The sequence below is a fragment of the Kitasatospora sp. MBT63 genome (assembly GCF_000710465.2).
Lineage (GTDB): Bacteria > Actinomycetota > Actinomycetes > Streptomycetales > Streptomycetaceae > Kitasatospora.
The window spans coordinates 117,800-131,023 of the sequence record NZ_JAIZ01000806.1 but is presented as its reverse complement, the minus strand read 5'-3'; the positions used below and the strand labels follow the sequence as shown (position 1 = coordinate 131,023).

Here is a 13,224-nt window from a genome sequence, read left to right as displayed (position 1 = left end):
GGCTAGCGCGGGCGGGTGCCGGAGAGACGGGGCGCCATCTCTCTGGCCAGCGTTCTGATCCGCCGGTCGACCGCCGGGCTCGTCCTGGAGTCCGCGGGTGCGCTCGGGCGGCTGGCCTGGAGCTGGGCCAGGGCCCGCAGGTAGCCGGGCGAGGCGTCCTCCCGGGTCTTGATCTTGGGTTCCGGCGCGGGGGCTGCGTTGCGGGCGGTCGGTCGGGTTTCCGCTGCGGCGTGGGCCCGGTGGGTGCCCAGCACTCGGATGCTGCGCAGGATCGTTTCTCCGTTGGCCTGGTTGAGCGTTGCGACGAGCGCAGGGGCGAGGGTGCGGACGTGCGTCGCGTACGCCGGGGACTCGGCGCGGACGTCAAGGCGGCCCGTCTGGTGGTCGAAGCTCACTGCGGTGACGTGGTCGGCGAGTTCGCCGACGGCGGCCGGCCACAGGTCGAGCAGCCCGCCGCCGGCCAGCGGCTCCTGCCAGGCGTGCTGGACCATGAGGTCGGACAGGGCCGCGCCGAGGCCCACCGGGTCGACCCGGCCGCGCCGGGGCCCGGCCGTCGACCCGGCGGTCCGGGTCTTCACCATGCCGTCGGGGCGCTTGGCGGCGTCGGCGCGGGCTCGCCGGAGGGCGAGCCGGGCGAGGTCGATCCCGGTAGCGGGCTGGTGGTCGTTCATCGTGCTGCTCCTGTTCGGAGGTGGCTGGAGGTGGCGCGGAGGCGGAGGACACGCGAGACGAGGTCGGGCCCGTAGATCTGCTCCGCCTGCTCCCGGCCGGCGATGGCCAGGGCGGAGGTGACCAGGGCGGGTCTGCCGCTGAGGTACTGGCGCCACGCCGTGGTGCGGGCTTCGCGGTGTTCCTCGCTGGTGGGCTGCTCGTCGAGGACGGCCAGCGACGGGCGGCCGGTCTCCCGTGCTCTCGCCCAGGCGTTCCGGAAGAGGCTCTGGACCGCGGAGCTGCGCGGCGCCTGCCAGGTGCCGGCCCACTCGGCGTGCCGATCCCGAGCCGCCTGCGGCGAGTCGCGCCACCAGGCGACGATCGCCTCGCGCTTGGCCTCGGTGTCGTACAGCAGCTCGGCTCCGGCCAGGCGGGCGGTGAGGAATCCGACCGGGCGGTGGATCCGGGTAGCCGGGGTCCGCTGAGCGAGTACGGCGATGACCTGGTGGGCGGTCCACCCGGCGTCGGCGAGGTGGCGCACGGCCCAGGCGACCCGCGGCACCGGGCTGCCGCTGAGCCAGGAGACCTGGCGGACGAGTTCGAGTCCGAGCTGGTGGCGGCGACCAACCTGGTTCAGCCGCCGACGGCCCTTCCGTTCCCCCTGGTGCTGCTGGTCGTTCCCGTTCGCGATGTCGTTCTCAGAGGGATTGTTGGTAGGTGCTGCAGGAGAAGACGTGACAGCACCGACCCCCATTGGGGTGCAACGAGGGGAGGTTGACGAGGAGCGGTTGCCGGCCTTTCCGGGGCTGCGCCGCTTGGTTCGGCGAACCGTTCGGCGGGCCTTCTTGCCCAGCTGCGCGAGGGCGTGGCGGCCTTCGTCCGAGGCGACGCCGACGACCTTGCGGATGAAGGTCTCGGACTCGGCGGTCCGCAGGCCGATGGCCTCGTCGAACCGCTGCGGGATGGTGCGGACGAACTCGCTGGCCCGGCCACCCACCTGACGCACGCGGCTGCCCTTGGTGGTGTAGCTGAGCAGGCCGGACTCCCGGAGGATCGACAGGTGGTACTGCACGGTGCGCTCGGAGACCTTCAGCATCCGCACGAGGTAGCCGACGCCGGGTCTGCACGGGGTGAGCTGAGCGAGGAGCTGGGCGATCCGGAGCGTGGTGGGGCCGAACCGCGGGCCGTGGGCGCGGGCCGGGGCGTGCGCCTGGGTGTCGGACGCCCAGTGGACGGCCTGCAGCCAGGTGTAAGTGTCCGGCGCGATGCGGCCGGTGGTGGTCGATATCCACTGGGAAGAATCGGGAACGAGCAGGCCGGAGGCGCTCGTCGTCCTCTCCGTGCTGTGCGCCTCGGCGGCGCGGTCGGGCAGGGGGATGCTGGGCACGGAAGTCCTCGCTGGGCATGGCGGCCAGCGCCCGGGACGGCCGGGGCGCGGCGGCGAGTGCGGGCGGCTGTGCGCGGTGGAGGCTCTCCTGCGGCGTCACCGGCAGGGGCTGTCTCGCTCGGGAGGGGCAGCCGGGGGCTCTCACGGCGCGGGCCGGAGCAGGGTTGATCAGCCGACGTCGCGGCGGCGGTGGGCCTGCGGGTCGGAGACGGTCGGGCTGTGTCGGGGGGACTTCCCGGTCAGGCGGCCACGGCGGCCGTGTCGGTGACGGCCACTGCCGTCAGGCGGCCGGTGACGAGGTCGAGCTCGTGGGCGTGGTCGGGATCCAGGCCGGGGAAGCACTGGACGATCCACCGGGCTGCGGCCTGCCGGTAGGCGAGGGGCTGCGGAACCGCTTGGCCCTCGGCGTCGAACGCGCTGGCGGTGCGGGGGAAGCCGCCGGTACCGGCGTCCAGCCGCACGACGGCGGCGCGCGGCTCGAGGAGGCCGGCGAGGATCTCAACGAAGGCGGCCGGGGCGGTGGCGATCTCGGTGGCGGCCGGTCGCGACGGCGACCCGGCTGTACCCGCAAGGATGGGCATGGGAGACTCCTGGGCGGTGGAGCAGACCGGCCGCGTGGTGGAACAGGCTGGCCGAGCTGCTTCGGACGTGATCCGCGCCCTCGGCGGGTGGCATCAAGGAGCTGCAATCTCCGGACGCCCGCCGAGGACGGCCCGCGGACTCGGTCCCGGCAGCAATCTGCTGCCGGTTCCCCCTGCCGCCCACCTCGTCCAGGGCGAAGCGAAACACCCCCTGACCAGGCAATCGACAGTTAACTGTCCACCGGGTGCGATCAACGTACACCAAAATACCGGCCAGGGGGACAGCTAACTGTCGATCGAGATGTGCACTTGAGCACCATCGGGCACTAAAGTGTCCGCGTGGGACGATCTGACACGAGGGAGCGCCGATGAACGAGGCCGCGAGAGAGGGTGCGACGCGGATCGCCGGCATCTTCAACTACCTGCTGGAGCACCGCCACCCCCGGGAGCGGGGGCCCTACTCGATCCCCGAGGTCGCCAAGGGCACGGGCGTCAGCGAGAGCACCCTCAAGCAGATGAAGTCCGGCTCCAACGACAACCCCAAGATCAACACCCTGGTCATGGTCGCGAGGTTCTTCGACGTGCCGCCGGACATCTGGGTGACCGACAAGCCCCTCGACGAGGTGCTGGTCGACCGCGACCTCCACAACGCCATGCGGGATGCCGGCATCGAGTCGATCGCCCTGCGCAGCAAGGACCTGACCCCGGAGAACCGCAAGCTCGTCGCCGACATGATCACCGTCGCGCGCAAGTCCCAGGGGCTGGACCCCGAGGAGCCCGGCACGCCCTGAGCGTCCGGGCCCGCCGGGTCCTTTATTTTTCAACCTCATCTATGCGCATAGACTCGCCCGGCGAGTCTGTGCGCATTTCGGCTTTCGGGGCACGCCGTCCCGGGGCGCGGACGAAATGGGGGTGGATACGAGACTGAGACGCAGATCACGAGGCCATTTTGACGTGGGCATGTTGACTCACTTTCGGTGATGAACTAACGCCCCGTCACCCAATCCCGCCCCATGGTCTCGCGCATCCCAGGTGGTTGCATCATGCACACCGGCACTTTCTGTCACGACCTGAAACAAAGTCGCAGAGGCCCTCCCGGCCCCCCTCTGTCGCGTGGAGATCATTAACGAGAACGATCTTCATGGATATGCATACGATCGCCTCTGTCACGACCACGGTGCAGGCCGTCGCCATGAGCACGGACTCACCCAAGATCATTCCAGGAGGGGATTGTGCATGCGGCCTGCGAGGACCGCCTCGGCGACCTTCTCCCGCTCCTGCCTCATCGCTTCAGCGAGGAGGAGCTGGTCCAGGCGGTCTCCACGCTGATCGGCCGCCCGATCTACGTCGAAGCGCGTGACATGAAGGGGAATTTCGCCTGCGGCCTCCGTGAGAGGTATTCGGACCGCGAGGTCATCTCCTTCGAGATAAACACGTCACCGCTTCACCGAAGCCAGATCGTCTGCCACGAGCTGGCCCATATCCTCTGCGGGCACAAGGGCTCGATCCGTTATTCCGATATCCCCTCGGATGACGAATTGGCCGACATGATCGACTGGTCGGTTCTCGGCATTTCTGCCCGCACGTCCTACGAGGAGCAGGACGAGCAGGAGGCCGAGCTGATGGCCAGCCTCATCGTCCAGCGGATGTACCGCGCCACCGTGATGCCCGCGAAGCGTCCCACCGCCGCAGACGAGCGGTGGAACGCGATGTTCACCTGACCTGACCCCGAAAGAGCCGCCAGCCATGATCCGCCTCATTACGCTCGGGCTCCCCGCCCTCCTTGTGGCAGCCGCCCTGTTCTGGATTCGCCCGCGCCGAGACGGCCAGGCACGGCCGGCTCATTCCGGCAGCACGATCACGATGCTGCTGGCCTGGGCCGTCGCCATCGTGGGCTTCCACCCCGGCGTGCAGGACGCTGCGGACGACGTCACCCGCGACCTCGCGAAGCTGGTCAGCAACGTATTGATGCTCGTCGCGAGCGTCAGCGTCGTCTCGTGGCTCATGTTCCTCAACCACGAGCAGGCCGAGGCCCGCAGAAGGCTCCGGCCCCGACTTGCCTTCCTCGGTGCGGCGGTCACCGTGATGACTGTCGCCTTCTTCGCGGTCCCCGCAGACCGCCGTTGGAGCAGCGAGTTCACGAACACCCACTGGGGCCAGGCCCCCATCCTTCTCCACGTCTACACCCTCGCCTACGTGCTGGTGACGGGGCACGCCACCTACGACTGCCTCGCCCAGACCTGGCGTCGCAGCAGCCAGTCGCCCTGGCGGGTCCACCGTGCAGGGCTTCGCGGAGCGGCGATCGGCTGCTTCTTCGTCCTGCTCTACCTGGCCTACAAGGTCGTCAACGCCGGCGCGTCCATCGCCGGGGTCGAGCTGTTCCCCGGCGGCCCTCGCTGCACGACGCTCGTCACGCCGTTCCGCTGCAGTTTCAGCTTCACCGCGCCGCTGCTGGGCGTGCTGCTGATCACCGCCGGCCTCACGGTCCCGGCCCTGCTGTGGCCGGCCGCCAAACTGCTGCGCCGTCGGTGGGAGCGAAAGACCGCCCAGGACCTCCTGCCGCTGTGGACGGACGTGACCGCGGTTCGCCCGCAGGTCGTCCTGCGTGCCGTCGTCATCGAGACCGACCCGGACGTCGTTCTGCACCGCAGGGTGGTGGAGGTCTGCGACGGCATCCTCGACCTGGACAACCATCGCTCCCGCGCCATCCAGCGCATGGCCACGGAGGCCGTCGAACGCCGAGGGCAGGCCGGCACCGCGACCGGCGCCGCCATCGTCGAAGCGGCCGTCGTCGCCGCAGCGATCGAGGCGGCCCGCACCGGTGCCCGGGACCAGGACGACCCCGCTCCCCAGGCCACCGGCGAGTCCGCCCGCGCGGGAGACCTCCGCGCCGAGGCCCTCTGGCTACGCTCGGTCTCCCAGCAGTACGCGACCAACGACATCGTCCGCACCGCTGTAGCCGTCCAGCGGCAAGCAGCACCCACTGCGACTGCGGCATAGGAATCGACATGGCCTCCTCGCCCTTCACCGACCCGGCGTTCTACGCCGACCGCTATCCCACCTACACCGCTCTGCGGACGAAGTCCCCGGTCCTGCAGGCGTCGCTGGACGGCGGCGCCTCCACCATGGCCGTCGTCACCGGCTACGACGAGGCCCGGCAGGCGTTCACCGCTCCGCTGTCCAAGGACGCCGGCGCCTACTTCGCGGACAAGCCCTCCGGCCGCTCACTCCACCCGGCCGTCGCCCGCACCATGCTCACCGTCGACCCACCCGAGCACACCCGGCTGCGGCGGCTGGTGACCAAGGCGTTCACCCCAGCCCAGATCGACGGACTCCGCCCCTACATCCGCGCCTTGGCCGAGCAGCTGATCGGGATGTGGGAGCCCGGCACCGAGGTCGACCTCGTCGAGGACCTGGCCGGCCCGCTGCCGGTCACCGTCATCTGCCAGCTCCTCGGTGTGCCGACGGTCGACCGGTCGTTGATCCGCTCCTGGTCGACCGACCTCTTCGCCACCGGCGACCACTCCCGTATCGACGCGGCCTCCCACGCCCTGGCCGGCTACATGGCCGAGCTGATCACCACCAAGCGCGCCCACCCGGACCGCTCGCTGCTCTCCGTCCTGATCGCGGTCCACGACCAGGACGAGGACCGGCTGAGCGAGGACGAGCTGCTCTCGCTCGCCGTGCTGCTCCTGGTCGCCGGCCACGAGACCACCACCGCGGCGATCGGCAACGCCATGCTGGCGCTGCTCCATCACCCCGCCGATCTGGATCACCTGCGCACGAGCCCGCACTGCATCGCCGGTGCCGTCGACGAGCTGCTCCGGTACGACTCCCCGGTCAGCATCGCAACGTGGCGCTGGGCTCCCGACGAGGTGGACCTCGCCGGAACCACGGTGCCCGCCGGCAGCCCGGTCTTCGTCTGCCCGGGCGCGGCCAACCGCGACCCGGCGAAGTTCCCCGACCCCGACCGACTCGACCTCGACCGCCCGAACGCCGCCAGCCACCTCGCCTTCGGCTACGGAATCCACCGCTGCCTCGGCGCACCGCTGGCCAGTGCGGAGGTCGAGATCGTCCTCACGATCCTTCTGCAGCAGTTTCCCGGCCTCCAGCTGGCGGTCCCGACCGACCAGCTCGTCTGGCGGCAGTCCCGGCTGGTCCGCGGCCTCGTCGCCCTGCCGGTGACACTCTAGGCTCGCGCCGTGCGGGGGCGGGAGGATCTCCTCGCCCCCGCACACGTGTCGCACCGGCCCCACACGGGGCCACAAGTATTCACCCAGGTCAGCAAGGGTCACCGGTCTGCTCCGCGCCTGACAACAGGGCCTACGCGGCCTCCCCCGCCCCGGTGGCCATCGCAGCCCGGACCTTGGCCCGCCCCCTGGCCGTCACCCTTGCCCGCGCCTCATCCGGACCGCTCTGGCGGCGAGTTCCCGAGCACGTCGGGCACAGACCCGGCTCCGGCAGCGGATCGCGGCACTCCTCGCACTCAGCAAAGCGTCTGGGTCGCGACGGCGTCGCGCTCAGGCGCTGCGGTGGCGGCATCTTGCGCTCGAGGCGGCTCTGCAGCACCTTGGCCGGCGAGTAGACCACGCTGGGCAGACCGGCCAGCAGCGCCTCGCGCAGCCCCTCCTCGGAGCCGCCTCGGTCCAGCCACGCCCGCACCAGCGGAGCGAGCACCGCCGCCTCGGCCTCGCCGAGCGGCAGTCTGCGCTCGGGTCGGACCGCCCGCAGGAGGACCACAGCCGCCGCCCGGGTGTCCTCGTCGGCCTCCTCCCCGCCGTCGGCGGTCGTTCGGGAGTCGAGTTCGTCCTCCCTCCCTCCCTGCTCCTCCTCGGCCCGCGATCCGCGCGGCTCCTCCGCCTGCGGCTCCTCGGCGACAGGGAGGGAGGGTTCTTTGACCAGGTACTTTCCAAGAAGGGCGTCAGGATCACCGCACTCCGGCTCACCGGACGCCGGTATGTCGGCACCCGGCAGCATCGACCGCTGCGGCACGTCGAAAAGATGGGCCTCGGACCGGAGTCGGCCGTTCGGCAGCCGTACCACATCCACCCGGTAGTACCCCCACGCCCGAAGCTCGTCGAGCGCGTCCTCAACCGACTTCCGGCCCTGCGGGCTGGAGTCCGCCATCTGCCGGCAGGTCTCCCGCCACTCCTCCGGCCGCGAGATCAGGTCGACGAACAGACCCTTCGCGGTGTACGAGATCGCGCGGTTCTGCGCCAGAGCGTTCGGGATGATCACGAAGCGGGACGGGTGCGGGCTGCGGTGGACGCGCAGGGGGACCTCCTCGTTCCTCGGTCGGGACTGTCCCGACCGGAGGGACGACGGACCATAGCCGCGAACCGTCCGCAAGTGAAGCCAACGCCGAGCGACCTTGATCACACAGAACGACAGTGCGCGCAGCCCGCTCCTCCTGCATCTGCTGCCAGCGGTATAGAGGCGGGCGTACGCAGCGTGCTCCGGGTGATGGCGGTGAGGTCGGTGCGGTTCTCGGGCCCGACAGGGTGGTACGCCTTGGAACCGAGCCACAACGGACAGTGTCCGTTCCACCGTAGGCTGAGGGGTCTCAGTCAACATGTGCGACGCGATGGTCGATGGGAGACGGGCATGGGGCTCAACGAGCAGGGCGGACCGCTGCGGTTGGTTGTGACTGGCGGCGGCACGGGCGGGCACACCTACCCGGCGCTGACCGCAGTGCAAACGTTGCAGGGCCGGCTCGCGGCACAGGGTCGAACGGTGGAGGTGCTGTGGATCGGCACCGCTGAGGGGCTGGAGGCCCGAGTCGCTCCGGCGGAGGGCATCCGGTTCGCACCGGTCGCCACCGGCAAGGTCCGGCGCTCCTCGAACCCGTTGAAGATGATCTCCCCGGCGAACGTGCGGGACATGGGCCGGGTGCCGCTGGGCGCGGCGCAGGCCCGGTCGCTGATCACGGAGTTCGGACCGGACGTGGTGTTGGCGACGGGTGGGTACGTGGCGGTGCCGGTCGGGCTGGCGGCGCGCTCGTGCGGGGTGCCGCTGGTGGTGCACGAGCAGACGGTGCGACTCGGGCTTGCGAACAAGGTGCTGGCCCGGGCGGCGACCCGGGTCGCGGTGTCCTCGGAGTCGACGCTGCCGCTGCTGCCGGAGTCCGCGCGCCGCACCGCAGTGATGACCGGGAACCCGGTGCGCCCGGCGGTACTCACCGGGCAGGCCGACAAGGCGGTGACCGCCCTGGGCCTGGACGGCTTCGACCGGTCGCTGCCGACGGTGTACGTCACCGGCGGCGCGCAGGGCTCGGTGCAGATCAACACCCTGGTGTCGGCGGTCCTGCCGTGGCTGCTGGAGCACGCGAATGTCGTCCACCAGTGCGGCCCGGCCAACGAGGCGGCACTGCGCGGCCCGGTTGAGGCGCTGCCGTCGCACCTGGCCGCTCGATACCTGCTGACCGGCTACATGGGGGCGGAGCTGCCGGACGTGCTGGCGCTGGCGGACGTCGTAGTCAGCCGTAGCGGCGCCGGGACGCTCGCGGAGCTGACCGCGCTCGGCAAGGCCGCAGTGTTCATCCCGCTGCCCACCTCGGCGGGCAACGAGCAGGCCCACAATGCCGTCCACCTTCAGGACGCCGGCGCGGCCGTCGCGTTGATCGGCGACGTCACGGCGGAGGGCCTGCGGGAGGCGCTGGACCCGCTGCTCGCCGACCCGGCGCGGCGCGGGGCGATGGCGGCGCGTTCCCGCGAGCACGGCCGCCCGGACGCGGCCCAGCGCCTGGTCGACGTGGTGCTCGACGCCGCCAGCCCCTGAACCGGACCGGCCCCGGTGGCCGACCCCGTTCGAGGTCGGCCACCGGGGCCGGTCGGTGCGGGTCAGCGAAGGTGGAGTACGGCTCCCGCTTCGATGAGCAGGGCGCAGGCGGCGAATTCAGCGGCGGGGCGGCCCATCGGGTCGGGGACGTCGCGGTCGTCGTGGTCGAGGTACATCCGGCTGCCGAGGTCGCAGTCGCCACCACCGCACACCTGGCCGACCGCCTCGGCCTGCCAGCCAGCCCTATCGACCACCCGCGCGCGCTGCGCGGCCTGCTCGCCGACCACGTCATGGAGGGGTCATGACCATGCAGTCGCTGCCCGCATCCGAGTGCCTCGACGCCGACATGGTCGACGCCCTCTGGCTCGCCGACCTCGTCATCGGGCGCGCCGGCGCCACCACACTCGCGGAGCCGGAGGCACTCTCCAAGCCAGCCGTCCTCGTCCCGCTGCCAGCCTCCGTAAGCGGCGGCGACCAGCTCGACAACGCGAAGGCGTACGCACGACGTGCCACCTGCGTTGTCGTCGCGGACGAGGAGATGGCGACGGGAAGCCCCTCCTTCGCGCCTGCGAGCAACTGCTGCCCGCGTTGTGAGGCACCCGACGTCACCCCGACCCCGAAGCCGTCCGCCACACCGCGCGGAACATCGCCACCAGGACGATTGCCCTCTCCCGCCCGCGGCGGCCGTCACGCCCGCTGAGCCACCCGCGGGCGGCCTAGGCCAGGCCCTCCGGAAGGTTGCCGCGGAACAGCACGTGCCAGTGCATGTGCTTCGACTCCTGGTACGCGCCCTCGTTCGTCACGACGCACGCCGCGCCGTACTCCTCGCGCACCCGCGCCACGACCTTCCGGACCACCCGGAGAACGTCGGCGAGATCTTCCTCGGTGCCGTCGCCGAGGTCCGCCAGCGACGGGATGTGCTTCCTCGGGACGACCACGATGTGCACCGGGTAGGACGGCCTGGTGTGCTCGAACGCCAGCACCGTGTCGGTCTCCTCCACCACCTTCACCGGCGTACGGCCGTTCAATGCCTCGTTGCAGTAAAAGTCCGAAACCGTCACCGGGGCCTCTGAAGTCGTCACGGTGCACCTGTCCTTGGTTCTGCGGCGAACCCGGGCAGGAAGTGCTCGCGGCACCGCAGTCATTGAAGTTGACCAACCAGCGACCCAGAGTACAGCCGTGTGCTGACGATCACTCACATCGGTTAATTAGCAGGACAATCATAAGACTCTGGCCGTGGGTTGAGAACGCTGCTGCTGACCTCGCGGCTGCGCTCCTCCGCGGTGCTGGTGACGCGCCAGCAGAGAAGCGCTTACTCAAGCGTTGGCCAGCCATAGACCCTTGTACTGGATCTTGGGGTGACGGTGGTCTCTTGTGGTGGTACCGGCCGGGGTGTAGCCGCAGGACCGCAGCAGGTCCGCCGTTGTGACTTGGTCTCGTTCCTCGTTGTAGACGCCGATGATCAATCGGCCGCCCGGGGCGACGACATAGTCCAGCAGATGGGTCACGTACGCTCCACGCAGGTCCGGTGGCACGTAGTCCACGCCGGTGCGGACGGCATCGAAGCGGTGTGGAGGCTTCCAGCCCATCGCGTTGGCGGTCCAGATTCGACGCGCCCACTTCGGGCAGCGGGTTCGGGCGAGGTCGGCAAGGGCAGTGGAGATCTCTACCCCGTAGGGCTCGATGATGATCCCGGCTTCGGCCGCCCAGTCGGTCAGGCTCTCCATCAGGTGGCCGTTGGCACATCCGATGTCGAGGAACGTCCCACCGTGGGGCGGGAGCAGGTCGACGAGCAGGCTGCGGGCTTCTCGCCAGCGGGTCTCGTCGCCGCTGTGGCCGGACTGGGCCCGCGGGTTGTCGCCGTTGAGGTAGGCCGGTTCGATGACGCCCAAGACGGCGGCGTGCCACTCGGTGGCCGTGATCTCGCCCGCCTGGTACGCGTCGTCGATGGGTGCCAGATCGCTCCAGCCTCGCTCCTTCGCGCTCGCGATGTCCTCGGCGTCGTGGCCGACCGGACGGAGCGTGGTGGGGTCCATGCGTACTCTTTCCCTATTTGCTGACGTTGGCGCCTTGCAGGCAGGGTGACGTTCAGTCCCCTTGAAGAGCGAAGATCAGCCGCGCAGCCTCCCGGTGCGCCGGCCCCATTCGCGGGTCGTTCGGACCGGCGCGTGGTCCGACGATCTTCGCCAGCACGAACAGCTGTATCACCATCCCGTCGCTGCTCTCGAGGTCTGCCTGGCGCTCCCTGCGTACCCGGTCCGCGAGCGCCGGTAGGGCGAGGGAGGCGACGTACAGCGACGCCGAGTCGAGTCCGCGTGGCGCCATTCCCCAGTCTTCCCAGTCGAACATGCAGAACTCACCAGGGCCGGTGACGTTCGCCCATTTCAGGTCGGTGTGAGCAGGACACCAGTGCTTCACCCGAGTTTCGTGCGCTCCGGGGAAGGCGGCCTTGATTGTGTCGTCGACCAGCTGCTGCGTAATCCGTTCGGTGTCCGGGGCCGCCGCCCGAGCCGTTCGCTGAGCGGCCAGCACTGCCAGCGAGGCGTTCAGCGCGCCACCAATCGTCCGGCAGCTCCGGGTCGACGGTCACCACTGCGGCCCCGACCGGGAGCTCAGGCAACAGCGAGGTCTCGTCCACGTGCCAGATCGCCCGGTCGTCCGGGTCCTGCCATGCCGCCGACCCGTACCAGCGTGGCATCGCCACGCTGGCCAACGCCGCTGCGGCTTCGAATCCGCCCCAGCCCTGTTCCCGTGCCCAGGGGCGGCGTTCGACCCGGGTCCAGCTGCCACGGTCGGTGCCGTCTCCGACCGTCCGGCGCTTCCGCACCACGCTGCGCCGGTCCAACCTCATGCCGAGGCGCTGCTCCATCTGGTCCAGGACGTGATCGACGGGCTCCTGCCGGAGGTCCATGGTCTACCGGAGGAGGCCGGCGTCGGTGCCCTGCGGTGGGGTGACACCGGTCAGCTCACGTGCCCGGTCAGCGAGGAGAGGGGCGAGTTCCGGGTAGTACCCGCGGTCAACGGCCTGGAGCATCTCCGCAATTGCGATGAGCTGACCCACGCGTCCGGCAGGGGTGTCGAGGATGTCGACAAACTCCGTGCGGATACGGTCCGCAACCTCGGGCACGAGGAGGCTGCTGACCCACAGGACCGCAGGGTCGTAGCCGACCGGCACCAGGCCCCAGCGTTCCCAGTCGAGGATCTTGAGCGGCCGGGCGGTCAGGTTGGCCCACTGGAGATCACCGTGCCCGGTCGTCCGCTCGAGCTCGGTTGGAGCCGGGATGCCGAGGTACTTCGGGAAGACCTCTTCGACCCACGCCTCGCGCAGAGTGATCTTCGTGCCCGGTGCTTCTGCGATGCCGGTCAGCGCGTTCCGCAGCGAGCCCCACCAGCCATCGTCCAGGCCAGGGTCATCGCGGAGGTCCGGGGTCGAGGAAACCGCGGAACCTACCAGGTCGAAGACGTCGGCCTGGTAGAACCAGGCGGCCTCCGTCCAGTCAACGGTGTCGTGGAGCCTGGGACGCGGGACGGATGCGGGGACGAGCTGTTCAGCGCCGAGAGCGCCCTGGCCGGTCGGCCGCGGCGCCCTGCGGCGACTGCTTCTGGAGACCCGGAGCCAGACGTCCTCGGCCCGGCGGCCGACAGTGGTTCCGGAGGTGCCGAAGACCGGCGGTCCGGTGCACACCAGGCCGAGGAATCCGGCGGCCTTCTCGTGCGCTGCCGTCAGGCCGTGCCGGGTGTCGTCGTCCGGCTGCAAGGACATCGAGCACCTTCCTGAGTCGGCCGACGGGGACCGGGAGAGCGAGAGCTATCGTTTCATAGTCCCAG

14 protein-coding genes and 1 pseudogene are annotated in these 13,224 nt (G+C 70.3%); 6 read left to right on the top strand and 9 right to left on the bottom strand.

The features are described 5' to 3' along the window. Positions 1 to 2: 2 nt before the first annotated feature. The 3 genes from AA75_RS42320 to AA75_RS42310 form a co-directional block, all read right to left on the bottom strand. A complete protein-coding gene (locus AA75_RS42320; RefSeq protein WP_051740787.1) occupies positions 3 to 671 on the bottom strand; it encodes a DciA family protein in 669 nt (222 codons plus the stop codon). Continuing rightward, positions 668 to 2,038, bottom strand: coding sequence for a helix-turn-helix domain-containing protein (locus AA75_RS42315; RefSeq protein WP_051740785.1), 1,371 nt, complete (start codon positions 2,036 to 2,038; stop codon positions 668 to 670). Before AA75_RS42315 ends, AA75_RS42320 begins: the two co-directional genes overlap by 4 nt. A 239-nt stretch (positions 2,039 to 2,277) precedes the next feature. After that, positions 2,278 to 2,619, bottom strand: coding sequence for a hypothetical protein (locus tag AA75_RS42310; protein WP_033825827.1), 342 nt, complete (start codon positions 2,617 to 2,619; stop codon positions 2,278 to 2,280). Positions 2,620 to 2,987: 368 nt separating this feature from the next. On the opposite strand from AA75_RS42310, the gene AA75_RS42305 reads away from it, so the two are divergent. The 4 genes from AA75_RS42305 (at position 2,988) to AA75_RS42290 (ending at position 6,812) form a co-directional block, all read left to right on the top strand. After that, positions 2,988 to 3,410, top strand: a complete 423-nt coding sequence (locus AA75_RS42305) for a helix-turn-helix domain-containing protein (protein WP_033825826.1) — start codon at positions 2,988 to 2,990, stop codon at positions 3,408 to 3,410. A 441-nt stretch (positions 3,411 to 3,851) separates the two neighbouring features. Further along, complete coding sequence (locus AA75_RS42300; RefSeq protein WP_082527248.1) at positions 3,852 to 4,340, top strand: hypothetical protein; 489 nt, start codon at positions 3,852 to 3,854, stop codon at positions 4,338 to 4,340. A 25-nt stretch (positions 4,341 to 4,365) separates the two neighbouring features. After that, positions 4,366 to 5,619, top strand: a complete 1,254-nt coding sequence (locus AA75_RS42295) for an MAB_1171c family putative transporter (protein WP_149038693.1) — start codon at positions 4,366 to 4,368, stop codon at positions 5,617 to 5,619. 8 nt (positions 5,620 to 5,627) lie between these two features. Then, positions 5,628 to 6,812: a cytochrome P450 gene (locus tag AA75_RS42290; RefSeq protein ID WP_033825824.1), complete on the top strand. Its 1,185-nt coding sequence runs from the start codon at positions 5,628 to 5,630 to the stop codon at positions 6,810 to 6,812. A gap of 130 nt (positions 6,813 to 6,942) precedes the next feature. Here the strand turns inward: AA75_RS42290 and AA75_RS42285 are convergent, their stop codons facing one another. After that, the gene (locus AA75_RS42285; RefSeq protein ID WP_233289442.1) at positions 6,943 to 7,857 is read right to left on the bottom strand and encodes a hypothetical protein; all 915 of its coding nucleotides are present in this window, start codon (positions 7,855 to 7,857) and stop codon (positions 6,943 to 6,945) included. 366 nt (positions 7,858 to 8,223) lie between these two features. Between AA75_RS42285 and AA75_RS42280 the strand changes: the two genes are divergently transcribed. Beyond that, a complete protein-coding gene (locus AA75_RS42280) occupies positions 8,224 to 9,396 on the top strand; it encodes a glycosyltransferase (RefSeq protein ID WP_033825822.1) in 1,173 nt (390 codons plus the stop codon). Positions 9,397 to 9,458: 62 nt separating this feature from the next. Here AA75_RS42280 and AA75_RS50555 read toward each other — a convergent pair whose 3' ends face one another. Continuing rightward, positions 9,459 to 9,683 (bottom strand): hypothetical protein, encoded by a 225-nt coding sequence (locus AA75_RS50555; RefSeq protein WP_033825821.1) that lies wholly within the window; start codon positions 9,681 to 9,683, stop codon positions 9,459 to 9,461. Positions 9,684 to 9,697: 14 nt separating this feature from the next. On the opposite strand from AA75_RS50555, the gene AA75_RS46785 reads away from it, so the two are divergent. Beyond that, positions 9,698 to 10,096 carry a glycosyltransferase gene (locus tag AA75_RS46785; RefSeq protein ID WP_082527246.1) on the top strand — a complete coding sequence of 133 codons (399 nt, stop codon included), beginning with the start codon at positions 9,698 to 9,700 and terminating at the stop codon, positions 10,094 to 10,096. A gap of 16 nt (positions 10,097 to 10,112) precedes the next feature. Here the strand turns inward: AA75_RS46785 and AA75_RS42265 are convergent, their stop codons facing one another. The 4 genes and pseudogenes from AA75_RS42265 to AA75_RS42250 all read right to left on the bottom strand — a co-directional run bounded on the left by AA75_RS42265 (position 10,113) and on the right by AA75_RS42250 (position 13,159). After that, positions 10,113 to 10,478 (bottom strand): HIT domain-containing protein, encoded by a 366-nt coding sequence (locus AA75_RS42265; RefSeq protein ID WP_233289441.1) that lies wholly within the window; start codon positions 10,476 to 10,478, stop codon positions 10,113 to 10,115. A gap of 234 nt (positions 10,479 to 10,712) precedes the next feature. Continuing rightward, a complete protein-coding gene (locus tag AA75_RS42260; RefSeq protein WP_051740781.1) occupies positions 10,713 to 11,432 on the bottom strand; it encodes a bifunctional 2-polyprenyl-6-hydroxyphenol methylase/3-demethylubiquinol 3-O-methyltransferase UbiG in 720 nt (239 codons plus the stop codon). Between the two features lie 52 nt (positions 11,433 to 11,484). Continuing rightward, positions 11,485 to 12,307: pseudogene (locus AA75_RS51315) on the bottom strand (hypothetical protein). A gap of 3 nt (positions 12,308 to 12,310) precedes the next feature. Then, positions 12,311 to 13,159, bottom strand: coding sequence for a hypothetical protein (locus AA75_RS42250; protein ID WP_033825818.1), 849 nt, complete (start codon positions 13,157 to 13,159; stop codon positions 12,311 to 12,313). Positions 13,160 to 13,224 lie beyond the last annotated feature (65 nt).